This is a genomic window from Niastella soli (assembly GCF_017742245.1).
GTDB lineage: Bacteria > Bacteroidota > Bacteroidia > Chitinophagales > Chitinophagaceae > Niastella > Niastella soli.
Map to the genome: position 1 here is coordinate 335,872 of NZ_JAGHKO010000017.1, position 24,307 is coordinate 360,178.

Annotated in this window: 24 protein-coding genes; 16 read left to right on the forward strand and 8 right to left on the reverse strand. The window is 43.5% G+C overall.

The features are described from left to right. Window positions 1-84 precede the first annotated feature (84 nt). Window positions 85-1,362 carry a FecR family protein gene (locus J7I42_RS32275; RefSeq protein WP_209144140.1) on the reverse strand — a complete coding sequence of 426 codons (1,278 nt, stop codon included), beginning with the start codon at window positions 1,360-1,362 and terminating at the stop codon, window positions 85-87. Window positions 1,363-1,943: 581 nt separating this feature from the next. On the opposite strand from J7I42_RS32275, the gene J7I42_RS32280 reads away from it, so the two are divergent. Then, window positions 1,944-3,197, forward strand: coding sequence for a DUF2130 domain-containing protein (locus J7I42_RS32280; RefSeq protein ID WP_209144142.1), 1,254 nt, complete (start codon window positions 1,944-1,946; stop codon window positions 3,195-3,197). Window positions 3,198-3,211: 14 nt separating this feature from the next. On the opposite strand, the gene J7I42_RS32285 is transcribed toward J7I42_RS32280, so the two are convergent. Beyond that, window positions 3,212-3,856 (reverse strand): 4'-phosphopantetheinyl transferase family protein, encoded by a 645-nt coding sequence (locus tag J7I42_RS32285; protein ID WP_209144144.1) that lies wholly within the window; start codon window positions 3,854-3,856, stop codon window positions 3,212-3,214. An 89-nt stretch (window positions 3,857-3,945) separates the two neighbouring features. Here J7I42_RS32285 and dcd point away from each other — a divergent pair, with 89 nt between their 5' ends. Next, window positions 3,946-4,482: a dCTP deaminase gene (gene dcd / locus J7I42_RS32290; protein ID WP_209144146.1), complete on the forward strand. Its 537-nt coding sequence runs from the start codon at window positions 3,946-3,948 to the stop codon at window positions 4,480-4,482. Here dcd and J7I42_RS32295 read toward each other — a convergent pair. Then, on the reverse strand, window positions 4,479-5,558 hold the full coding sequence (locus J7I42_RS32295) for a DUF3810 domain-containing protein (protein ID WP_209144148.1): 1,080 nt from the start codon (window positions 5,556-5,558) through the stop codon (window positions 4,479-4,481). The genes dcd and J7I42_RS32295 overlap by 4 nt on opposite strands. A gap of 125 nt (window positions 5,559-5,683) precedes the next feature. Between J7I42_RS32295 and J7I42_RS32300 the strand changes: the two genes are divergently transcribed. The 5 genes from J7I42_RS32300 to J7I42_RS32320 all read left to right on the forward strand — a co-directional run bounded on the left by J7I42_RS32300 (window position 5,684) and on the right by J7I42_RS32320 (window position 12,310). Beyond that, complete coding sequence (locus J7I42_RS32300) at window positions 5,684-6,322, forward strand: hypothetical protein (RefSeq protein WP_209144150.1); 639 nt, start codon at window positions 5,684-5,686, stop codon at window positions 6,320-6,322. Next, on the forward strand, window positions 6,315-6,980 hold the full coding sequence (locus J7I42_RS32305; RefSeq protein ID WP_209144152.1) for an O-methyltransferase: 666 nt from the start codon (window positions 6,315-6,317) through the stop codon (window positions 6,978-6,980). The genes J7I42_RS32300 and J7I42_RS32305 overlap by 8 nt, the downstream gene beginning before the upstream one ends. A 21-nt stretch (window positions 6,981-7,001) precedes the next feature. Then, window positions 7,002-8,630, forward strand: coding sequence for an acyl-CoA carboxylase subunit beta (locus tag J7I42_RS32310; protein ID WP_209144154.1), 1,629 nt, complete (start codon window positions 7,002-7,004; stop codon window positions 8,628-8,630). A 35-nt stretch (window positions 8,631-8,665) separates the two neighbouring features. Next, window positions 8,666-9,136, forward strand: a complete 471-nt coding sequence (rnhA, locus tag J7I42_RS32315; protein WP_209144156.1) for a ribonuclease HI — start codon at window positions 8,666-8,668, stop codon at window positions 9,134-9,136. A gap of 273 nt (window positions 9,137-9,409) precedes the next feature. Further along, window positions 9,410-12,310: a DEAD/DEAH box helicase gene (locus J7I42_RS32320; RefSeq protein WP_209144159.1), complete on the forward strand. Its 2,901-nt coding sequence runs from the start codon at window positions 9,410-9,412 to the stop codon at window positions 12,308-12,310. Between the two features lie 423 nt (window positions 12,311-12,733). On the opposite strand, the gene J7I42_RS32325 is transcribed toward J7I42_RS32320, so the two are convergent. Both J7I42_RS32325 and manA read right to left on the reverse strand, forming a co-directional pair. After that, complete coding sequence (locus J7I42_RS32325) at window positions 12,734-13,306, reverse strand: DUF6580 family putative transport protein (protein ID WP_209144161.1); 573 nt, start codon at window positions 13,304-13,306, stop codon at window positions 12,734-12,736. 72 nt (window positions 13,307-13,378) lie between these two features. Beyond that, complete coding sequence (gene manA, locus J7I42_RS32330; RefSeq protein ID WP_209144163.1) at window positions 13,379-14,596, reverse strand: mannose-6-phosphate isomerase, class I; 1,218 nt, start codon at window positions 14,594-14,596, stop codon at window positions 13,379-13,381. 35 nt (window positions 14,597-14,631) lie between these two features. Here manA and J7I42_RS32335 point away from each other — a divergent pair, with 35 nt between their 5' ends. Beyond that, the gene (locus J7I42_RS32335) at window positions 14,632-14,991 is read left to right on the forward strand and encodes a YraN family protein (RefSeq protein WP_209144164.1); all 360 of its coding nucleotides are present in this window, start codon (window positions 14,632-14,634) and stop codon (window positions 14,989-14,991) included. On the opposite strand, the gene J7I42_RS32340 is transcribed toward J7I42_RS32335, so the two are convergent. After that, on the reverse strand, window positions 14,982-15,503 hold the full coding sequence (locus J7I42_RS32340; RefSeq protein ID WP_209144166.1) for a YkgJ family cysteine cluster protein: 522 nt from the start codon (window positions 15,501-15,503) through the stop codon (window positions 14,982-14,984). The two genes, J7I42_RS32335 and J7I42_RS32340, sit on opposite strands and share 10 nt — an antisense overlap. Before the next feature lie 97 nt (window positions 15,504-15,600). On the opposite strand from J7I42_RS32340, the gene xerD reads away from it, so the two are divergent. The 4 genes from xerD to J7I42_RS32360 all read left to right on the forward strand — a co-directional run bounded on the left by xerD (window position 15,601) and on the right by J7I42_RS32360 (window position 17,863). Beyond that, on the forward strand, window positions 15,601-16,503 hold the full coding sequence (xerD, locus tag J7I42_RS32345; RefSeq protein WP_209144169.1) for a site-specific tyrosine recombinase XerD: 903 nt from the start codon (window positions 15,601-15,603) through the stop codon (window positions 16,501-16,503). 118 nt (window positions 16,504-16,621) lie between these two features. Then, entirely contained in the window at window positions 16,622-17,161 is a 540-nt protein-coding gene (locus tag J7I42_RS32350) for a DUF6934 family protein (protein ID WP_209144171.1), read from the forward strand. A 236-nt stretch (window positions 17,162-17,397) separates the two neighbouring features. Continuing rightward, entirely contained in the window at window positions 17,398-17,565 is a 168-nt protein-coding gene (locus tag J7I42_RS32355) for a hypothetical protein (RefSeq protein ID WP_209144173.1), read from the forward strand. A 112-nt stretch (window positions 17,566-17,677) separates the two neighbouring features. Then, window positions 17,678-17,863, forward strand: coding sequence for a hypothetical protein (locus J7I42_RS32360; protein WP_209144175.1), 186 nt, complete (start codon window positions 17,678-17,680; stop codon window positions 17,861-17,863). 154 nt (window positions 17,864-18,017) lie between these two features. Here the strand turns inward: J7I42_RS32360 and J7I42_RS32365 are convergent, their stop codons facing one another. Then, window positions 18,018-19,007 (reverse strand): carboxypeptidase-like regulatory domain-containing protein, encoded by a 990-nt coding sequence (locus J7I42_RS32365; RefSeq protein WP_209144177.1) that lies wholly within the window; start codon window positions 19,005-19,007, stop codon window positions 18,018-18,020. A gap of 58 nt (window positions 19,008-19,065) precedes the next feature. Next, entirely contained in the window at window positions 19,066-20,148 is a 1,083-nt protein-coding gene (locus J7I42_RS32370; RefSeq protein ID WP_209144180.1) for a carboxypeptidase-like regulatory domain-containing protein, read from the reverse strand. 141 nt (window positions 20,149-20,289) lie between these two features. Here J7I42_RS32370 and J7I42_RS32375 point away from each other — a divergent pair, with 141 nt between their 5' ends. From J7I42_RS32375 to J7I42_RS32390, 4 genes are all read left to right on the forward strand, one after another. After that, a complete protein-coding gene (locus tag J7I42_RS32375) occupies window positions 20,290-20,886 on the forward strand; it encodes an RNA polymerase sigma factor (protein ID WP_209144181.1) in 597 nt (198 codons plus the stop codon). A gap of 5 nt (window positions 20,887-20,891) precedes the next feature. Beyond that, complete coding sequence (locus J7I42_RS32380) at window positions 20,892-22,337, forward strand: energy transducer TonB (protein ID WP_209144183.1); 1,446 nt, start codon at window positions 20,892-20,894, stop codon at window positions 22,335-22,337. 70 nt (window positions 22,338-22,407) lie between these two features. Continuing rightward, on the forward strand, window positions 22,408-23,244 hold the full coding sequence (locus J7I42_RS32385) for a DUF2911 domain-containing protein (protein WP_209144185.1): 837 nt from the start codon (window positions 22,408-22,410) through the stop codon (window positions 23,242-23,244). 111 nt (window positions 23,245-23,355) lie between these two features. After that, the gene (locus J7I42_RS32390) at window positions 23,356-24,306 is read left to right on the forward strand and encodes a bifunctional helix-turn-helix transcriptional regulator/GNAT family N-acetyltransferase (protein ID WP_209144187.1); all 951 of its coding nucleotides are present in this window, start codon (window positions 23,356-23,358) and stop codon (window positions 24,304-24,306) included. Window position 24,307: the final 1 nt, after the last annotated feature.

Consider the following 24,307-nt stretch of genomic DNA (forward strand, 5'->3'; position numbering starts at 1 on the left):
ATTACACATTAAAATAATTAGAACCGGTCCCCTACCAGTTCCAGATAACTTTAACCGAAACAGACATATTAATTACACTGGCTCCTATTGAGAAACGGTAATTGTTCGTCCCTCAACCTGGAAATGTACTCCGCCTGCATACTCAAGCGCGTTTAATACCTGATCAATGGATGTTTGCCTTATAACGGATAAAGTATAATGACCGGAAACAGGTTCTTTAAAAACTAACTCAAAATCGTACTGCCGGGCAAGCTGTTGCATCAGCAGTTTTATTTCAAGATCATTAAATATGAAAAGATCTTTATGCCAGGCCATTACCTCCTGAATATCTGCATACTTTTCCAACTCCAACTGTCCATCCCCGTTGACCCTCGCCTGTTGCCCGGGCGATAAAATGACAGACGCCATAGCAACCCGGGTTTGTAACTTTTTATCATTCTCAATGGCCTGACTACTTTGATTTGTCACTTTTACCCTTCCCTCCAGCAACGTGGTTTTTATAACCGGTTCATCTCCATATGCATTCACATCAAAATGGGTCCCCAATACTTCAATCGCAGCACCGGCACTTTTTGTTCCTCGCAACGGATCAACATACACAACAAAAGGTTTCTTTACTAACCCCGATCCCAACACCATTTCATCGTGGCTCACTTCAAAATATACCTCCCCGGTAATTTGCACCATGCGTTTCTTACCAATAAACGCCGTGGGGAAGGTGATGCTTGAAGAAGCATTCAACCAGGCTTTGCTTCCATCGGGCAATTCCACCACAAACTTTCTGGTCCGCGGTGTGGTGACCGTATTATACTCCAGTTCCGGTTCCGCATTCCCTGTTGACCATTCATAGCGCACCGCATCGCCCTGCTTATAGATAACTGATCTGTACTGCAGTGCGATATAACCATTTCTACTGCTGTCGAGGTATACGGTACGCCCATTTGCCAGCTTTAATGCAACCCGGTGCACATCGGCCAACAAGCTGTCGCCTGAGCCATTATTTGAATGGTTATCAACAGATATGATTTTATTAACACGGTTTCGGTGCAGGAGTGAATATACGGTTACACCCGTAAGCAACAAGCCCATAATAATGGCCACCATTTGCAGGGCCCTTATAAAAGTCCGCTTTCTTTGATGCGGGAACATCAATCTGATCTTCCCGCCTTCTGCGGTTATACCTGAGTTATATAGTTCCAGCAGGATACCAGCAACAAAGCCCTGGCTATTTAAACGTTCAAACATCCTCCGGTTCTCATCACACAGTTCGCACCACGCTTCCAGCTCTTGCTTTTCTTGCTCATTTAATGTATTACTACGGTGCTTACCTATTAGGTCAGCAATTTGTTTATGGGTAGCCAAACTACGAAGGGTTTAATTTGCAAATATGATTAACCGTTAGATATAACCTATTGCCTTCCGTTCAATTACATGTTCATCTTATGAATACATCCATTGGTAAAATCGGGAAGAAACCTTCATGTTAGAGCTGCCTGACCAGTAAACAAAGCCACCTTTAAGAAATATTATTTGTAGTTTATACCAGTGGTATTATAAGCCAGAACATTTAGTAAACATATGTACGGCATTGTAATGACTTAAAATACAGATATCAGGACAAGGTTGATTGCATCGATCTTGATGGGACATAATAACAATGGGCAATCTCAGAATTTCGCTTGGTTGGGGCGCACTGCTTGGAGAACTCGGGCGCAGGCGTATACGAAAGTAACAAAATTCTGGATTGATGAAAAAAAATATGAGGAATGGGTAAAGGTAAACATTTACTAATTTATGATTTGTTGATGCTGCCATAACCCTCCCTATGCAACATTTATGATTGTGTGCTACTTACAATTTTAATTTGGCCACTATATTTTATCCCCTGCCGGCCGATCCCCCCATACAACTCACCTTTTTCTTAAATTGCGCAAAATTCGTACATGGCTACAGAAATAAAATGCCCGGGTTGTGGACAGAAATTTGCCATTGAAGACGCTGTTTCTGAGGATATTAAAAAAGAGCTGCGAGAAAAGATGCAAACTTTCCTAAAACAGAAAGAAGAGGATTTTGCAAAGCGGGAAAAAGAACTCATTCAACAAGCCCAACATAAGGATATAGAATTTGCCAAAAAGCTACAGGAAGAAACGACACGGGTCCAACAATCTGTAGAGACCAGCTTGCGTAAAACCATTTCCTCCGACTTCGAAACCAAATTGCAGTTACTGCAACAAGCCAATAAAGACCAGGAAAACAAATTGGTAGAGGCCCGCCAAAAAGAAATAGCATTTCTGCAAAAAGAGCAGGCCCTGAAAAATAAAGAAGCCGAACTGGAACTTTCTGTACAACGAAAACTGCAGGAAGAACGGGTGAAGCTGTCGGAAGAATTGCGCAAACTGGAAGAACAAAAAACAGCTACCCGCGAAAACGAATATCAGTTACGGTTGCGGGAACTGGAAAAACAGCTGGACGACCAGAAAAAACTGGCCGAAGAAATGCGACGCAAAGCCGAACAGGGTTCCATGCAATTACAAGGGGAAGTACAGGAATTGATCCTGGAAGAAATGCTGAAATCTGCATTTCCGTTCGATGTCGTAAGCGAGGTAGGAAAAGGAATTCGTGGGGCCGACTGTACCCTGACCATCCGCAACAGCCATGGCCAGGAATGCGGCAAGATCATCTTTGAGAGTAAACGCACCAAACATTTTGATAAGAACTGGATCGAGAAGTTAAAGGCCGACATGCGCAGTACCGCTGCCGATATTGGCGTTATTGTAACCCAGGCCATGCCCGAACAGGTGTCTACCTTCACCCAGCTCGATGGCATCTGGATCTGCTCCTTTACCGATGTACTGGCTCTGGTGCATGTGCTGCGGGACAGCGTTCTGAAAATTTTCACGGCAGCCAAAACGCATGAGAACAAGGGCGATAAAATGAACATGCTGTATGCCTATTTAACCAGCAACGAATTCAGCGAGCAGTGGAAAGCCATTAGGGAAGGATTCCAGGCTATGAACCTGTCGATCCAGAAAGAACGGGAGGCCATGGAAAAACTGTGGAAGATGCGACAAAAGCAACTGGAAAAGGTGTTACTGAATGCAGCTCATATTAAAGGTTCCATAGAAGGCATCGCCGGCAGCGAAAATATTCAACTGGATCTTATTGATGATACAGACACGCTGCTTGTTGATGAATAGGTAGGAAGTAGTTCCTACCCTTCCGTCATGACCCAAGCCAGTGCCAACTGGTCAAATATTCTTGCTTCCACAGTCAGTTGAACCGGTTCCCGTTTTTGAAATACAAAGGGACAAACGATGGTTTCATCTGCCTTAAAGGTGATGGGTCCGTTTAACTGCATATGATTTTTGAAATCGAGTTCACCATGGCCGTACCATTTGTAAATCGCCTCCTTGGCGCTCCATAAGACGGTGGTCAGTTCCAGGTGAATTTTGGGAAGGTGGGTCCAGGCATTCAGGAACACTTTTTCATTAAAATGCAGGAATTTATGGGAAATGGCCACTATTCGGGAAGAAACCAGCTCAATATCTACCCCCACCCGGCTGTGGCTGCTGACGATGGCTGCCGCAAAATTGCCCCCATGCGAAATGGAAAAGTGGTATTGTTCACTCTCCAGAAAGGGCTTGCGGGTATCGGCTACCAGTATTTCCTCCAGGGGAAAATCGGCATACAGGGTGGGCAGTAAAAACCGGCCAGCCAGGTGTTGCAGCCGTTTATATGGATGTGAAACGCCCTTCTTCAACGGTACTTTTTCCAGGTAAAACGCTTCCGGCTCTTCTATACGCCAGATGCCCAATTTTGTATTTTCGTTAATATTATGTTGATAAAACAGTGCCACAGTAGCATTTTAGATTTTACATTGCACCAATTTTCAAGCGCAGCGTACAGTCGGTTAAATAACTATCAAATATAAACTAATCACATCACATGATCTTGTCGGATAAACGCATACTGGAAGAAATTGAGAAAGGAAGCATCCGCATTGAGCCCTATAATCGTGAATGCCTGGGTAGTAATTCCTACGATGTGCACCTGGGTAAATACCTGGCTACCTACCGGGAGCATATCCTGGATGCCAAAAAACACAATGAGATCGAGTATTTCGAAATACCCGATGATGGTTTTGTACTTTATCCGCATGTTTTTTACCTGGGCGTAACGGAAGAATATACCGAAACCCATGCCCATGTGCCATTCCTGGAAGGGAAATCCTCTACCGGCCGTCTGGGGATCGATATCCATGCCACTGCCGGTAAGGGTGATGTTGGTTTTTGCGGTAACTGGACCCTGGAAATTTCAGTAAAACAACCTGTAAAGGTCTACAAAGGCATGCCCATTGGCCAGTTGATCTATTTCCCGGTTGAAGGTGAGATCGCCGTTAAATACAACCAAAAGAAGGACGCCAAATACAGCGGACAACCCGACAAACCGGTTGAAAGCATGATGTGGAAGAATAAGTTCTAGATAGCTTCTTTTCCAAACTTTTTATAGTACGCCACCAGCCAGGCTACCACTTCATTATAAGTTAATTTACCGCCTGGCTGATTATTGGCTTTGAGGTATTGGCCATAGAGGTGATCAATGATCTCCTCTATGGGATTCCGGTACTTTTTTATAAAATCCCTCAATGCATGGTAATCAACCTTAACACCGGGTGGTAACTGCGCATCGAGCTGTTTGGCTGCAACCGAATCCTGCGCATACAAATAATACCTTGAGTAGCTGTACAGGTCAAAATATACAGAGTACCGGAACAAGGGATCCCTGGATGAGCTGGCAGACAAATACCCCGCAAAATTGGCTTCATTCTCTTTGGCATATCCCAACTGGTGGCCGATCTCATGACAGGTAGTAAAGGGTTGTACAAACAAAGGCACGGTAGTATTCACCTGGGCTTCCCCGCTGAATGGATTATAATAGCCCGTATACCCCAAATAATTTCCCAGGTAACTGTATAAAGAAGGTTTCACCGAACTGAATGAATAGGTGAAATGCTTCTCCTTTAGTGCCAGCTGATCGTAGGCTGCTGTAGCCCCATTAAATAAATTCCGTTTGCGCTGCATGGCTTCGCGATTTACGCGGGATGCCGAATCAAGCGCATTCAACCGTACCACCACCTGTTGCATCACCTGCACCAGATCTTCTTTCGAATACCGTTCTACCTTTAAGCCTAACTGATAGGCCACCCCGCGGCGATTGTAATTCAACCCCCATAATAAATTAAATGAAACATATATCACCAATACGATAAAACCCGTTTGTGCCAGGGCCTGGAGCCAGTACTTCTTATTTGTTTGCTTTTTTACAATTCGCCTGATGGTTTTGATGAGCCTCCGTATCAACCATACAATTATCAGTGCGTAAAAAATATCGCCCACACTAATTGGCAACCAGCCAAATAAAATACGTTGCAGCCTTGAAATGACAGGATAGATCCCCGATGCGTAATATCGCTCCACCGCATCAGGAAATAAAGAAAAGATTTTAATACTAATGGCCAGGACTAATAAAATTAACCAGGCAGTTTTTTTCCTCCACATAGAATATTTATTTGCTAATAATAGCCCACAGGACCGCCCATTCCCCCTTAAGTTATAAAATATTAACAACGCTACGAACCGGCTATTTACCACATTTTCTTTAAATTCACCACAACAATAGTACTATGAAAAGTTTAATTATTATTGTTTGCTTGTTCATAACCTGCTCTGTACGCGCTCAGGATTACCCTTTTATCAAAAATTTTGTCCACGGCACCATAATCCTGAAAGATGCGACCCAGAAAGAGGGATTGGTAAGGTGGTTCCCTGACCCCTCTGAAAAACTCCGGTTTAAATTGAACAACAATGATCCTGAAGAGAAATTCCAGATCCCCGATCTGCAGGGATTTATCACCGACACCCTGCATTTTAAAATGCTCTCGAACCTGGAAATATATGGTGAAGATTACCCTATGTTAAGCCGGATGTCGAAACTCAAATACACCTTTGCCCAGATCATTTATACCGGAAAGATCAATGTGTATTATGTTTTATATAATGGGTACGATGCCCGGCAGGGTTGTTTTGAGCCCTATCCCAACCTTATTTTCGAAAAAACAACAGACAATAAACCGGAGTACGCCGCCTTTCCGGTGTATATAAATATGCGGGAAAAAAGGTATGACCAGGCAAAAGAAAAACTGTTGCCCTTCTTCAATGAATATCCGGCCATTCAGGAAAAACTAAAGACCTTCAACCGGCAAACCAATATGTTAGGGGTAGTAGATTATATAAAACAAATACCAGCAACAAAAAATGAATAATCAAATTTTTGAATCGGTAGACCAATATATAAGCAATTTAGTGGGCCATGAAGACGACGCATTGATTGCCACCACCCATTCCTTGGCGGAAGCAGGTATGCCCGCCATCAGTATTTCACCCAATCAAGGCAAGTTTCTGCAATTGCTGGCGCTGTTGTGCAAAGCCAAAAACATCCTCGAGCTGGGCACATTGGCCGGATATAGCACCATTTGGATGGCCCGCGCCTTACCCAAAGATGGCCAACTCATTACCCTTGAATACGATCCCAAACATGCCGCTGTAGCACAAAAAAATATTGACCGTGCCGGACTGGCCTCGCAGGTACAGATCAGGACCGGTAAGGCAATTGACATATTACCTCAACTGGTAGAAGAAGGCGCCGGGCCTTTTGATATGATCTTTATCGATGCCGACAAACCTCCTTACACCGAATACTTTCAATGGGCGCTTCGGTTATCACGCCCCGGTACACTCATTGTGGCCGACAATGTCATTCGCGATGGAAAAGTATTGGATGAAAATAATACCGAGCCTGCTGTACAAGGCGCCAGGCGTTTTAATGCCATGCTGGGCGCAAATACCGCCGTTAGCGCCACCATTCTTCAAATGGTAGGCATAAAAGAATACGACGGAATGGCCTTTGCGATAGTAAAATAAAAGCACAAACTACATAACTACATGAATCTTGAGTTTAACCGCAACGAGGACGTTATAAAACGGGCCCTCAGCGAAATGAAACAACGTTTTGCACAAGTGGCCCTGGGTGGTGGTAAAAAAGCGATTGCCAAACAGAAAGAAAAAAACAAATTAACGGCCCGCGAACGCATCGATTACCTGCTCGACCCGGATACTACATTTATTGAGATCGGCGCTTTTGCCGGCTGGGAAATGTATGAAGAACAAGGCGGCTGCCCCGCCGCTGGCACAGTTGCCGGTGTTGGCTATGTTAGCGGACGGCAATGTGTCATCCTGGCCAATGATCAAACCGTAAAGGCTGGTGCCTGGTTTCCCATTACCGGCAAAAAGAACCTGCGCCTGCAGGAGATTGCCATGGAAAACCACCTGCCGGTAATTTACCTGGTCGACAGTGCCGGTGTGTTCTTACCCATGCAGGATGAAATATTCCCCGATAAAGAACATTTTGGCAGGATCTTTAGAAATAATGCCCGCATGAGCGCCATGGGCATAACGCAAATTGCTGCCGTTATGGGCGCCTGTGTGGCAGGTGGCGCATACCTACCTATCATGAGCGATGAAACACTGATGGTGGAAGGCAATGGTTCCATTTTTCTGGCCGGACCCTACCTCGTAAAAGCCGCCATTGGCGAGAACATCGATGCCGAAACCCTGGGCGGGGCGGAAACCCATAATGCCATCAGCGGTATTGCCGACTATAAATTCAAAACAGAAGAAGAATGCCTGGATCAGGTGAAAAGGATCATGTCGAAACTGGGGCATACACCTCAGGCCGGCTTTGACCGTAGTAAACCTAAACCGCCCAAAAAGAATGCGGAGGACATCTATGGCATTATTCCGGCTGACTCTACCCGCCCCTACGATATGCTTCAGATCATTGAACAAATAACCGACGACTCGGTATTTGAACAGTTTAAACAGGATTATGGCAAAACCATTTTGTGTGGCTATGCCCGTATCGATGGCTGGGCCGTGGGCATTGTAGCCAACCAGCGCACCATAGTAAAAAGCGCCAAAGGGGAGATGCAAATGGGCGGTGTTATATATAATGACAGCGCCGATAAAGCAGCCCGCTTTATTATGAACTGTAATCAAAAGAAAATACCGCTGCTCTTCCTGCAGGATGTTACCGGTTTTATGGTGGGTTCGCGCAGTGAACATTCCGGTATTATAAAAGATGGCGCTAAGTTGGTGAATGCCGTAGCCAATTCAGTAGTACCCAAGATCACCGTTATTGTAGGAAACTCCTATGGCGCCGGTAATTATGCCATGTGCGGAAAAGCCTATGACCCACGTTTTATTTATGCCTGGCCAAATGCTAAGATTGCCGTAATGGGTGGCGAACAGGCTGCCAAAACGCTGTTACAGATACAGGTAAGCGCTATGAAGGCCAAAGGCAGCGAAGTATCGCCCGAAGAAGAACAAAAGCTGTTAACCGATATAAAAGGCAAATACGAAAAACAAACGACCCCCTATTATGCAGCAGCCCGCTTATGGGTTGATGCCATTATAGACCCGGCCCAAACCCGGCAAATAATTTCTGAAAGCCTGGCTGCAGTCAATCACAATCCTGAGATCCCACCTTTTAATACGGGTGTCATTCAGGTATAGTATCTTGCCGCCTCAAATAATAATTTGTATTCATTTTGGCAACTACTACGAATAAAGAACTGGTCATATATACTGATGGTGCATCTCGTGGAAACCCCGGCCCGGGTGGGTATGGGGCTATCCTGCAGTGGGGAAATAGCCGCAAAGAACTTTCTGGCGGTTATCGACGCACTACCAATAACCGCATGGAGTTAATGGCCGTGATCGTTGCCTTAGAAGCCTTGAACCGCGAGGGTCTGCATATTACCATTTACTCCGACAGCCAGTATGTAGTAAAAGCTGTTATGGAAGGCTGGTTGAAAAACTGGATCGCTACAGATTTCAAAGGGGGTAAAAAGAATAGAGACCTGTGGACCCGCTTTTATAAATTAATGCAGAAACAACAGCTCAGGTTTGTATGGGTGAAAGGGCATGCCGATAACCCATTTAATAACCGCTGCGATCAATTAGCTACCGCAGCCGCAGATGGCAGTAATTTGTTGGACGATGTTGGTTATGAAGGGTGAGTGGTGAGTTGACCAGTTAACACGTTGACACGTTAACAGGTTGACAAGGATGAAGTAAAGTTGAAGAGCCTGCCCCGCCTTGCGAGGTTGATAGGGTTGATGGAGTTGATAAGGGGATGCCGCGAAGAGGTGTATTGCTTGCAGCTTGCGGCTGTTTTTCACGTTTGACGTTTCACGTTTCACGATTAAGGAAGGCTTGAATTTCGCGAGGCCAATATTGCCGATTGCCGATTGCCGACTGCCGATTGCCGATTGCCGTAAAAGACAGATCCTATGGTCACATCAGAATTTATGAGCGACTTTCAGCAATTGCTGCCGAAAGACGAACCATCAATACCGGTAAGCGTTACTGATCCGGGCAACGCCAAACTGTTTATAGTTTTAAAACAATATAAATTCCATAAACAATTATGCATTGAACTGTATCAGGCGGAAACAACACAAGCAGGGAAAATTAAAAACCCTTTAACGCTTATCAATCCGCTTGATCTTACTTTGAAAACAAACAATGTCACTGAGATCAAATTCTTTTCTGCCATTGCCCGTTTTCAAAATAACCCAACTGCAGCCAGAACAGCCAGCGATCTCGATGCATTAAAATCGATCATAAAGAATCCGTTACAGCTGGATTTCTTTTACCACAATCCCGAATTTTCAGAGAATATTGTTGCCGGTTCCATTCAACCGGTAACCATGGGAGCGCCAGTACAGGACCTTTCCTTATGGGTGCAATGGGCCGAACCTTTTTACGAAATGACCCTGCAGGCAACCATTGATGGAAAAGAATATAACTGGAACGAGCTGCGCATCAAATACGATTACTTCTTTCACACAGGCGATGCGTTTTATGTAATTGGCAATTTTCATTTGGTAAATGTGGTGCGGTTCTTTGCCCGCACCAATGGCCTTATTCGCATTCATGAATCTAAATTCAAATCATTTCAGGAGAATATCATAATCCCACTGGCCGACCACCTGACCATCGTATACCCCGACAGCCTTTCTCCTATGGCAGAACAGGTAATACAACCTGGGATCGGCGAAGGGTTGGAGAAAGTTATTTACTTAAGCGAACTGGGCAATTACGTAATAATTGACCCGGTAATGAAATACGGCAACATAGAAATTCCCGTTCGAACGAAAAGGCAGTTATATATAACCGATGAGGAAGGGAAAATACAAACCATGTACCGGAATGAACCGGCGGAAACGGGGTTCATTGCCTTGCTGATAAAACAACATCCCGATTTTTTTGAACAGCTTGATAATGACCTTCGACATTTTTACCTGCATAAAAGCCGTTTTTTAGCGGAAGAATGGTTCTTTACTGCTTTTGAAGTATGGGAAAAGGAAGGCATTACTATTTATGGATTTAATAAGCTAAAAGGAAACCGGTTAAACAGCCACCGCGCAAAAGTTTCCATTAAGGTAACCAGCGGACTGAACTGGTTCTCTACAGATATTAAAGTAGGTTTTGGCAACCAGCAGGCCTCGCTTAGCCGGTTACAACATGCGGTGCGTAATAAAAATAAATATGTACAATTAGGCGATGGCACCTTAGGCATTCTGCCAGAACAATGGATTGAAAAGCTGGCCGATTATTTTACTTCTGGTGAAATCATCGACAACAACCTCATTACGCCCAAGATCAATTTTTCAGAAGTAAAAAAGCTCTATGAAGAACAAATGCTCGATACATCGGTAAAAAGAGAGCTTTCTTTATACACAGAAAAAATAGCGACTAACACTACCATACAGGAAGTGGAAGTTCCAGATGAATTTCATGGTTCATTACGCCATTACCAGCACCAGGGTTTAAACTGGCTGAACTTTATTGACGATTACAATTTTGGCGGTATTCTTGCCGATGATATGGGTTTGGGTAAATCTATCCAGATCATCGCTTTTATTTTATTACAAAGAAACAAAACAACTCAAAATACCAATCTACTGGTAGTGCCAACCTCTCTCCTGTTCAACTGGCAGGAAGAAGTACAAAAGTTTGCCCCTTCTATAAAAATATTAACTTTATATAACGCGGACAGACAGAAGAACACCAGCTCGTTTGATAACTATGAAATTATTTTAACGTCGTACGGAACGCTGATCTCAGACATTACTTTTTTACAGCATTATACGTTCAATTACGTTTTTCTCGACGAGTCGCAAAACATCAAAAACATTGAATCGCAACGGTACCAGGCTGCCCGGTTATTGAGATCGAGAAATAAAATTGCCATTACCGGTACACCTGTAGAAAACAATACCTTCGATCTGTACGCCCAGTTGTCATTCGCCTGTCCGGGGTTGTTAGGGAGCAAGCAACACTTTAAACATATTTATTCAACTCCCATCGATACCTTTAAAGTAAAACGCCGGTCGATAGAATTACAAAAAAAAATAGCCCCTTTTATCTTAAGAAGGACCAAAGCAGAAGTGGCAACCGAACTGCCCGATAAAACGGAAATGATCTGTTATTGCCCTATGGGTGAAGAACAACGCAAAGTGTATGATGACTGTGAAAAAGAACTGCGCGACTTTTTAACCGATATAACCAATGAGGAAATTTCTAAAAACTCCATGCATGTGCTGCGCGGACTAACCCGGTTAAGACAGATCTGTAATTCGCCCCAATTATTGAAAGATGAAAAACTGCAGGGCGATGGTTCTGCCAAAATAGAAATGTTGCTGGAGCAGATTGAAAGCAAATCGCCTCAACATAAGATCCTTATTTTTTCCCAGTTCGTGGGCATGCTCCACCTCATACAAAAGGAACTGGAAGCCAGGAATATTCCATTTGAATTACTGACCGGCAAAACAAAGAACCGGGAAACCGCCGTACATAATTTTCAAAACGAGGCAGGCATCCGTGTCTTTCTGATCAGTTTAAAAGCCGGTGGGACCGGGTTAAACTTAACGGCGGCTGATTATGTTTATATCGTAGATCCCTGGTGGAACCCGGCGGTTGAAAACCAGGCTATTGACCGCAGCTACCGCATTGGTCAAAAAAAGAACGTGGTGGCCGTACGCTTAATAACGCCCGGCACCATCGAAGAAAAAATTGTAAAACTGCAAAACACCAAAAAGGAGCTGTCGGATAAGCTTATTAAAACAGCCACCTCCTACCTGAATGGTATTTCAAAAGCAGAAATACTCTCCTTACTAAACATCTAAGTGCCTCTAAAAGACCTTTTATGCTGTACAACTGCACCGAAAGTTCTTCTAGTCAGATTCTCTCCAGATTCACTCCAGATAGCCATTTCCAGCCTCAGAATGCCATAAGAATCCCATAGGAATGCCATAAGAATGCCATAGCCTATGGCATTTTGGTGGCATTCGAGTGGCATTCCAGTGACCTTTTAAAGCCATAGGACAGGACAAAGCGGGGATATCACAGGGACCTAACAGGGAGAAAGTCCCTTCCAGGTCCTTGTGAGGTCCTTGTGAGGTCCTTGTGAGGTCCTTGTGAGGTCCCTGTTATGTCCCTGTCAGGTCCCTGTGAGGTTAGGCGAAATCTAAACAGAGATCGGTTCATTACCAGCCATAAAAAAGCCCCGACGGTACCGTCGGGGCTTAGTCAATATTTCTGCTAAATGTTTAGTGTGCAGCAACTACAGGTTTAACCGAACGGTGGTTGATAAAGTACCAGCTGCCAAACAGTACGCCGCTGAACAAAACCGTACTTAAAACACTGTATGGATAAAATGGTAACCCGGCAGCATAAGCGGTCATTAAACCCGCGAAGGTTTTTGGATACATATCGTAGCCGTTCAAACCGGTCCAGGTTAAGAAATTACTTAACAGGAAGAAATAAGTGGGTGCAGCCAGTGCGGTCAGTAACACATTTACTACGGTGATCTTTCTCAGGAAGAACCCAAAAACGGTCACTGAAGCATAAGCCAGGTAGTCGATCCACATACCGGGATAAAAACCCCAGATGGAGGAAAGTCCGGCGGCATGCAGCCCCTGGTATAATAAATCGGAGATAAACAGGGATAAAAGCGGCAACACAAAAGCCATTACTTTTCTATCTCTTAAGATAGCACCGCTGAAAAATGCCAAAGCCAATTGCGGGGCAAAGCCAAACGGACGGCTGGGGATAACCCGGTACAGGGCAGCCACTACCACCATTATTACCAGTACCCAGATATCTGATTTATTGATTTTCATATCTATAAAAATGTATGCAAAGTTAATTCAAAAGTTACACAAATCATAATGAGCTTCATCAGCCTAAAAGCACTATTGAGGCACTGTTGCCCTGAAAATCAACGCATTCTGTGCTGGCTGAAAGGTAAAAGAAGCACCGGCAGTCGTAAACAATGCGGCCCCTTTTTCCAGGTTGATCTCATGGGCGTCCGCTGAAGCTTTTACAGCCCCTTCGTACACAAAATAGATCTCGGCTGTAGCGGCCGTAAGCGCAACAGGGGTTCCGGCCTTTAATTCCAGCCTGCGGAGTTCAAAATCGGCTGCAGGTGTAGGAAATACCGTTTCTCCCGTAACTGACCCGGTAGTACCCTTTAAAATATCGGGAATTACCGGTTCAAACTTTGTGTGGTGCATCAGCTCCGGCACATCGATGTATTTATTGGTTAGACCACCCCGTAATACGTTGTCAGAATTGGCCATGATCTCCATATTTTGTCCTTCCAGGTAGGCATGCGGTATACCGGCATCCTGAAAAATGGCTTCACCCGGTTTCAGGTTCACCAGGTTAAACAGGTAGATGGAGAAAATACCACGGTCAATTTTATTGGCATCGCAAAATGTTTTGGCTGCCCGGGCTGCCCAGAAATCTTCCTCGCTTCTGTTTAAAAACCCTTTTTCGTACAAAGGAACAATGCGATCGAGCAAGGGTTGCAAATGCTCCTCCACTTCATGCTGGTCCATGGTCATCACCAGTTCATACAAGGCATGATAGTTCTTGCCATCAAAAACCGGCACCAGGAACTGCAATTCGGGTGTTTGCATCAGAATGGTCACCAGGGCCTGAGGCGCTTTAAAACCATGCAACAGCCAGAAATCGCTCAACGCCAGCATCAGCTCAGGCTTATGGTTATCGTCCTTATAATTGCGGTTCGATGCGTTCAACGGTGTGCCTTTCATGTTTTCGGCGGCAAAGGCCGATTCAGCTGCCTTTTTGGAAGGATGCACCTGAATAGACAACATATCTTTTACATCCAGCACTTTAAACAGGTAGGGCAAACGACCAAAACGCTTGTTCACGTTCGACCCCAGTAAAGCGGCCGCATCCTGTTTTATAAACCCATTCAGCGGTTGCTTACTACCGTCAGGCAGTACTACTTCAGCAGGCACGTTATCATGCGCGCCCATCCAGTATTCCGCAAAAGGCTTTTTATCGGTATTGGTCAGGTGTAACAGGGCAGGAATAAAATCGGTTCCGCCCCAGGTATAATGTTGAACCTTACCTTCCAGTTTGTATATTTTAGTATTCGACATAGAACTTCAGTAATTTGCAATTATACAAAAATGCTATGAGCTATCAGCATCATGACACCGGCAAAAAGGGGGAAGACATGGCTGTTGATTACCTGCAACAAATGAGCTTTACCATTTTGGACCGCAACTGGCGTTATGCCCGGTTTGAAATTGACGTGATCGCTTTCCGGGACCAGGTGTTACACATTATTGAAGTAAAAACCAGAACCAATCTTCTCTTTGGTCATCCTGAAGAAAGCGTTACAAAACAGAAAATAAACAACATGATCCGCGGAGCCAATGCCTATATACGGAAGAATCCACAATGGCGGCAGGTACAGTTTAATATTCTATCCATTACATTGTTAAAAGACCAGCCGCCGGAATTCTTTTTTATCGAAGATGTTTATTTATGAGTGGATGCTGAGTCGTCCCCATTCACCCGCTCCATCATCCTTTCAACCAATCGGAATGTAGCCGGACAATATTCAATGTTTTGTTTGAACACGTGCATATAATCGACCATGTGGCGACGGGTATGGTGAGGAAAACCAGAACAGTCTTTTGGCCGCACTTCATAAATGGAACACTTATTATCCTTGAGGTTCAGGAACTGGCAGGGTTGTTTGGTGTTTATCCAGTCACCGGCACGGTCTTTTTTAAGCCATTTCTTTTTAAAAGCCTCCTCCGTCATGTCAAGATGGGCGGAGATGCGTTTAATATCAGTGGTGGTGAAGGTAGGCGTCATCGTTTTACAGCAATTGGCGCAGGCCAGGCAATCGGTCTCCCCCCAGACAGCCTTATCCATTTCCACAGCCAGGTTATCAAGCTTTTTGGGTGGATTTTTTTCCAGTTTGGTCAGGAACCGTCTGAAAGCAGGGCGATTGGCCTGCATTTTACGTTTCATCTTGAGAAGACTCATCAACATAAAAGGGATGCGTTATTTTTGAGCAACGAATATAGCAAATTTTGTTACGGGGCAACAGCGTTGTTGAGGTAACACAATATTGTTTCAACCAGATACTATGTGGGACCCTTATAAAAAAGGCTTCAAGGCATTCTTACAACTGGAGAGATCGCTATCCGATAACTCGGTAGAGGCCTATCTGCGCGATATTGAGAAACTGACCCAGTTCCTGCATGAGCAGCACAATGTACAAAGTCCGGCCAATGTTACCCTGCCAGATCTCCAACAGTTCATCCGCTGGGTGAGCGAACTGGGTATGACGCCTACATCGCAGGCCCGCATCATCTCAGGCATCCGTTCGTTCTATAAATACTGTCTGATTGAGAATATCGTTACCAAAGACCCCACTACCCTGCTGGAAACACCGAAGCTAAAACGTGCCCTGCCCGATGTACTCACTTTTGAGGAAATAGAGTCCATCATTGCCGAGATAGACCTGAGCAAACCCGAAGGCGGCCGAAACAAGGCCATACTGGAAACCATGTATAGCAGCGGCTTGCGGGTAAGCGAGGTGGTGAACCTGAAATTATCGGCCCTGTATCTTGATGTAGGGTTCATTCGCGTAACTGGTAAAGGCGATAAGGAACGCCTGGTGCCTATTGGCGAATCGGCGATAAAATACATTACGATCTATAAAAAAGACATCCGCGTACACATGCCGGTAAAAAAGGGGCATGAGGATATCCTGTTCCTAAACCGCAGAGGCGCCAAATTGACGCGCGTAATGATCTTCCTGCTATTGAAAGACCTGGTAAAGAAAGCCGGCATCACCAAGAACATTTCTCCCCATACCTTCCGGCATTCATTTGCCACGCATTTGGTGGAAGGCGGCGCCGACTTACGTGCGGTACAGGAAATGCTGGGACATGAAAGCATTACTACCACTGAAATATATACGCATTTAGACCGCGAGTTCCTGCGCGACACTTTACAACAATTCCATCCGGCATTTAAGGGATAAGGTTAATAGTTGTACTCCTCAAAGTATAAATGTATACTCAAAAACATTTATAGTGTACTTATGATAGTTATAATTAAAGTATTCTTTAATTTAACAGTTCAGAAATATTTATAGCCATATGAAGTATGAGAGGTATCAAGAGTTGCTTGTTTCAAGTGACTTTCTCGAGTATGAATTTATGAGTATTGGTCCCAAAGGCGATATTCTCAAAATAATTCGATTTACTTATATGGATGATGAAGCCATCTTGAATCTGGAATTAGGAAATAAAAATGCGGACAGAAGTATAGATGATTTGGCAAGGGATAATAACAAGGACAGGGATAAGATATTGGCAACCGTTGTAGAAGCCTTAAAAGTATTTTTTGATCAGTATCCTGGTAAATGGGTTTTCATTAGTGGAAGCACTCCTGCAAGGACAAGATTGTACCGCATGGCGATCACACTAAACCTGGAAGAATTAAGTACTGAGTTTGAAATAATTGGTGCACTCACGGAAAGGAGTACCTACAAAGAGGGCACGTTTCAAAAAGGAATAAATTACTTTGGCTTTTATGTTCAGCGAAAAAAACGTAACTTTAAAAAACAATACAAAATTTTGTTGTATGAAGAAAACAGAAGCCCAGAAAGCAGCAATGGAAAAAAAGCGGATTATTAAATTGGCCGCAGCCAGGGGAATTACATTAACCGTACTCGACAGGCCTTCTCTGCAAATACAATCCGAAAAAACAAAGGAAGCAAACAGATTGTTAGCCCAAACGGATCTTAGCTTTTTAAAAAACAGGTAAACGCAATTACTTCACAAAGATACTTAAGCCATCCCGACTAAGTTAGGATGGCTTCTATGTTCAGGGGGAAAATCAAGTTTTAAAAAACAATACAAAATCTTGATGTATGAGAATAACAGAAGCCATGGACAAAGAGCTTGAAAAGTTGCGGATAATTAAATATGCGGCATCTTTGGGAATTAAATTAACTGTGCTAGACAGACCTGCTGTAAAAAGACCTGTTCCGGAAAAATACAGAAACGTCGCACACAATGTTAAACCAAACGAATCTTAGCTTTAAAAAGGTAATTGCAACACAAAGATACTTCAGCCATCCCGACATAGTTAGGATGGCTTTTATGTTCAGGGGGAAATCTAGTTTAAATACCAAGACAAATTCTTGAAGTATGAGAATAACAGAAGCCATGGACACAGAGCTTGAAAAGTTGCGGATAATTAAATACGCTGCCTCATTGGGGATTAATCTAACAGTGAGTGATGAACCTTCTCGAGTAAGAAAACTTCCCCAAAAAATTGAGGAATCAAACAGAATGTTAGCCCAAATGGATCTCAGTTTCTTAAAAGACTTGTAAACGCAATTGCTTCACAAAGATATTGAGCCATCCCGACTAAGTTAGGATGGCTTTTTTATGTAGCAAAAATACCGGCCTTACAGCCGGTATAGAACCATGAAATAGAAAACAATCACTACTCATTGGAACCTGAGAAAACCCTGTAAAAAAAATATTACTGTATAGACACCTTACACTGATATACATTTTTTACACCTGGCGCTGAAATACGTACCCAATAGATCCCCGGAGCCCAACTACTTTGTGTTGGTACATTTACCGCCTGTTCTTTTGTAGCCATTACCAGTTTCTGCATGGTCATTACTTCGCCCTGCACATTCAACAATTCCAGTTTATACTCACCAGCTTGTTTTAAGGAAAGACTTGCCCGGATATCATCACCCTTTTCAACGGGATTTGGGTATATTCTGATATCTTTTTTAAAGACAGCAGGTATCCAGTCGTTGATAAATTTCTTTTTAGGAACCTTATGGGCAACAACAGCCCCTCCCACAACAATATCATCTAATATGATTTGTGATAAAGTTAATTTTACTCCTTCCCAGTTGGTATTGCTATCTATATGCAGTATTTGCGTATTATAACCAACATAACTGACCGTTAATTCATGTGGATCATCATTATTTATTATTATCGTGAAATTTCCCAACGAATCAGAAATCGTTCCTTTTGAGGTGCCCTTTATAAGTATGCTGACGCCAGAAAGTGGTTGATTGGTGGTACTGTCAATAACATTCCCTTTTAACTCTTTTGCCACTATTACTTCTTCATATGTGCCCATTGTTATTGGTAATTGCTCAGGCAATTGTACTACCGGACTTTTCTTCTTCACCGGTTTAACCTGGGCATTTGCCTCCGTGATCAGGAAAGTGGTCAGGATAATGTTCCAGGCATATGCCCAGGACAAACGCTTTTTGATCACTGTTGGCTTCAGGTCCTTATTCAGCTGATCGCTTGAAAAACGGCCACAGGTATGCTCTGCTGCTTTAGAAAAATAGGCAAGGATCTCTTTATCGGTCATTAAGGTAAAATCAACTACCGTTTTCTGACACGATCCGCAAAAACGGCCCTGCTCCTGTGGGGTCATGTTTTGCCAGTTCTCCTGACAGGGTTCGGGTATTCGAATTTGTATAGCTTTTGACATAAGGCACCGTTTATTATTAGATGTGAATCAGTTTATAATTCCATAAAAGAAATCCGGATCATTGCAACAAAACCTTCGCCTCAAAAACATTTTTTGATTTGGGTGATGAAATGCGGACCCAGTAAGCACCAGCGCTCCATTTTGTCTGTGTATATAAATCTATCTGCTGCTCCTTTGTTTGCATAAATAAGGGCTGAATCAGCATTATTTGTCCAACAGTGTTCAGTAATTCAAGTCTATACTCACCCGTTTGTGGCAAATTAAGTTTTACCTGAATACTATTGCCCCGCATCACCGGGTTTGGGTAGATCTTAATATCTTTCTTTATTGCTGCGGGCGTCCAGTCATTGATAACCCGTTGTATTTTTTCCAACCTGGTTGATGCCACGCATTTGGTAACGCTTCCCGTTTGCATCATTTTACCCATTATGGTTCCAGATGCAACAACAGTTACTTCCTGCAAAGCAGCAAAAGAAGGCTTTAAAAATACTTTTACAGGCCCCCAGTTGGTGGTTCTATCTATTACGAGCGTTTGCGTTTCATAACCAATGGCACTAAATTCAAGGGAGTCCTTCAAGCCAATCTGCAAAGAGAAGTGACCCGACGTATCTGCCATGGTTCCATTCTTCGTTCCTTTAATAGTAATACTGCCCCCTATTACCGGTTGTTTATTTTGGGCATCCAGTACCACTCCTTTCATAGCGGCTTCCATTGGATCCGATTGGGATTGGGATACAGTAAAGCCCATCAAAGTTGATCCCGCGATGGAACTTAAATTTATGTTTCTAACATCTACTTTATGGGTTTGTAAATCTACTTTTCTGACCTTTGGCTTGCCTTGCGCATTTGATTTGGTAACGATCAACGAAGCCAGTAGTACACTCCATGCATAAGCCCAGGTAAACCGTTTCCGGGTGGAAGGTAAAGTCAATTCCTTATTCAACTGGTCGTTTGAGAAACGGCCACACACCTGCTGACTGGCTTTTGAAAAATAATCCAGCATTTCTTTATCAGTCATTACACTAAAATCCACCACCACTTTTTGGCAGGAACCGCAAAAACGGCCTTGTTCCTGGGGTGTCATTTTTTGCCAGTTCTCATGGCAGGGATCGGGTACAGTAAGACGTAAAGATCTGGGCATATAGCAAGTATTTATCAGGAAGATGTAGCCGCTCAAAAAATTACATACGGGTTCCCCAAAAAATTGCAACCAATGACTCATATGACCGTCTTATTAAATACATACACGACTTACTGTTTCTTTTGTTAATTTTAGCCGGCTGTGGCATTTATAAAGAACATACCAACCAATGAGTTACCAGATAAAGAGCTGGTCGCCCTGTTTCGCACATCGCGGAACATGGACGTGTTGGCTATTCTGTTTCAACGGTATATGGACCTGCTCTATGGAGTTTGCCTGAAGTACCTGAAACAGCCTGAGTCGGCCAAAGATGCAGTTATGCAGGTCTTTGAGGAACTGGTGGTCAAATTGCCCAAACATGAGGTAGACAATTTTAAAAGCTGGCTGTATACCCTGGCTAAAAATCACTGCCTCATGCAGTTACGTACTCCCAAAAACCTGAAAACAACAGAATTTAATGCCGACAGTATGCAATTGGAAGAAGAAATGCATCTGAATGGCATACAGCTGAAAGAGGAAAACCTGCAAAAGCTGGAACGTTGTTTGGAAACCTTATCAATAGAGCAAAAGAAGTCGGTAGAGTTGTTCTACCTGCAAAATAAATGCTATAAAGAAATTGCGGCAGAAACCGGTATTGAATGGAATAAAGTTCGCAGCTTTATCCAGAATGGCCGGCGCAATTTGAAAATATGTATGGAAAAGGGAATGAAAAATGAAGAAGCAATAGCACGCAACTGACAGCGATGAGCGATCATAAGGACCATATCATCCATTACACGGCAGCAGATATCCAGCGATATGTGCAAGGGAAATTATCTGCCCGGGAAATGCACGCGATGGAAAAAGCGGCGCTGGATGATCCGTTCCTGGCTGATGCCATGGAAGGTATGCAACAGGCCTTTGAAGAACACGATGAAAACCTGGTTACCGGTCAGCTGCAACAATTACAACAACAATTTCAAACCCGTACCGCCCCTGCCGCCAAAGTAGTGGCGTTTAAACCATTCCGGTACTGGCAGGCCGCCGCCGCTGCCGTGCTGGTGATCATTACCGGTGTATGGATCTACAGCCTGGTGAATGATTCACGTGATGAGAAAAGCCCATCTCTGGTTGTTGCCCAAACAAAAGCAAAGGAAACACAACAACCCGAACCAGCACCTGTTTTACAAGATGGAAAAGAAACAGCGCTGAGCACCGATTCAGCACCGGCAAAAAGTATTGAAAGGGGTAAGACCGTAGCCCCAACCCCGCGCGTTTACCGCGATCAACAGGCAAATGAGGGAGTTGTAGCAAACAAAAAGGCAGCCGAAATTCCAACTACCGCCCCTGCCCGGAAAGAAACCTTCCGTTTGCGCTCAAAAACAGATACAATTACGCTGGAAAACAAGGCTTATTGGGGAGCAGTTAAAGAAGCGAATGACGAAGCCGTTGCCAAACAGGAAATTGTAGCACCACCAGTAGCAGCTGCAGCGGCTCCAGAATATAAAAGAGCGCAAAAAGAATCGGCCTATAATAACGCAAATAAAGAGCGGGAAACAGAACTGATCACGATCGGAAAAGGCAATAGCCCTAAAAAAACAACAGGTGTTGACAAAAACCTCACCGGTGTTATAAAAGGTAAAGTAACCGATCAAAATAATAACCCTATTGCCAATGCGTATGTGCAGATCCCCAAAAACAACAATAATTTCATAACTGACAAATCAGGTCTCTTTAAAATACCAGCCTCCGATTCGGTGGTAGACGTAGCAGTTAATGTATTAGGTTATGGCACTCAGAGTTTCACATTGGAAAACAATGCCAACATGAACCAGTTGCAATTACAACCCGCCAATGCTACGTACGCTACAAATGATAATATAGCCTATAATGGCAGATATAGATCTGCTACTGTAAACAAATTGCCTAACAACATTGTATACGATGCAGAACCTGTAGGTGGCTGGATTGCTTTCGGTCAATACCTCGAAAAAAATAAAAAAATAGCGCCTAGCGGCAATGGTTCTATCGGCCAGGTTATTGTTTCCTTTGAAGTAAATAAGAAAGGGACTTTATCCGAATTTAAAATTGAACAATCACTCTCAAAAGCATGTGACGATGAAGCCATCCGGCTTATCATGCAAGGACCTTCCTGGAAGTTTATAAAAAAAGTACGCAAAGCAAGGGTAACGGTGATCGTGCGTTTTTAATGATCCGTTCATCCAACATTCTACCTTGTATAATTCTTTTATAGCTTACATTCGCGAAAATTCATTCGTCATGAGAAAGATATGTTTGATTGTATGCTTGCTTGCATTCGTAATTGCTACCAACGCGCAATTAAAAACACCCGCTCCTTCGAGCACACAAACTATTAAACAGGACTTCGGTCTGGGCTCTATTGAATTGTCATATTCCCGTCCAGGTATGAAAGGCCGTAAAATATTTGGCGACCTGGTGCCTTTTGGCAAAGTATGGCGTACCGGTGCCAATGGCGCTACTACCCTTACCTTCGCTGATGAAGTAACAATAGGTGGTCAAAAAATACCTGCTGGCAAATACGGTTTATTAACTATTCCCAACAAAGATTCCTGGACCATCATCATTACCAAACAACTGGATGTTACGCAAGCTGCTGCCTACAAACAGGAAAATGATGTGGTGCGGGTACAGGCCAAACCCCTCGGTGCAAAAGACAAAGCAGAAACTTTTACTATGCAATTTGCCAATGTGAAATCAAGCAGCATTGAATTGCATATGATGTGGGATAAAACTGATGTAGTGCTGCCCATCACAACTGATGTGGACACCAAAGTAATGTCTCAGATAAACGAAGCGATGAAAACAGACGATTCAAAAACGCCCTATTTTCCTGCTGCTGTGTACTATATGGAAAATGGTAAAGACCTGAACAAAGCATTGGAATGGTTCAACAAAGCTGTTGAGCAAAATCCTAAAGCGTTCTGGGCTTATTATCAACGTGCCAATTGCATGGCCAAACTGGGTAAAAAACAGGAAGCCACTGAATCGGCTAACAAGTCAATTGAACTGGCTAAAGAAGCCAAAAACGACGATTATGTATCATTGAACCAGAAATTACTGGCTACATTGAAATAATGGTATCTTTTTTGAAAAGGGTGAGTTTCTTAAATAGAAGCTCACCCTTTTTTTTGGCCATAATAAAACTACGATGTAAATTACGTAATCAATTACATAATTAATTAAACAATGGACTTTTACAACAATGCCGGCAAAATGGCGCTCGGCAGCCGGTTACGCCGGTTAAGTGATCAGATCACAGAGGATGCTGGCCAGGTTTATAAAATGTATAATGTTGGTTTACAACCAAAATGGTTCCCGGTATTTCATGCCCTATCACAGGGCTCAGATAAAACCATTACCGCCATTGCTGAGGAAATTGGCCACTCGCACCCTTCTGTAAGTACCATTATCAGGGAAATGGTAAAACAGGGTATTGTTCTTGAAAAAAAGGACAAGCAGGATGGTCGTAAAAATGTGGTTGGCCTTTCAAAAAAAGGAAAAGAGATCGTAAAAGATATTGCCCCACAATACCAGGACGTGACTTCCGCCATTGAAGCGGCGCTGTCCCAAACCCATTATGATCTCTGGAAGGCTATTGAAGAATGGGAATTCTTATTAAACCAAAAGTCGTTATTACGCAGGGTGCAGGACCAGAAAAAATTACGCGAAAGCCGTGATGTACAGATCGTGGATTTCACCCCCGCTTACCTGAATGCGTTCAAACAATTGAATGAAGAATGGATCTCGAAATATTTCAAAATGGAAGCGGCCGATCATAAGGCCCTTGACCATCCGCAAAAGAACATTATTGATAAAGGCGGGCATATAATGGTGGCCCTGTATAACAACGAACCTGTTGGTGTTTGTGCCCTGCTAAAAATGGCTGATCCTGATTATGAATATGAATTGGCCAAGATGGCGGTATCACCGGCTGCACAGGGTAAAAGCATTGGCTGGTTGCTAGGCATGGCAGCCATAGAAAAAGCCAGAACCCTCGGAGCGAAAAAACTCTATCTCGAAAGCAATACCATATTACAACCGGCTATTAATCTTTATTACAAACTGGGGTTCAAGAAAGTAGTAAGAAGAGCAACGCCTTATGAACGCTGCAATATTCAAATGGAATTAGTTCTTTAGT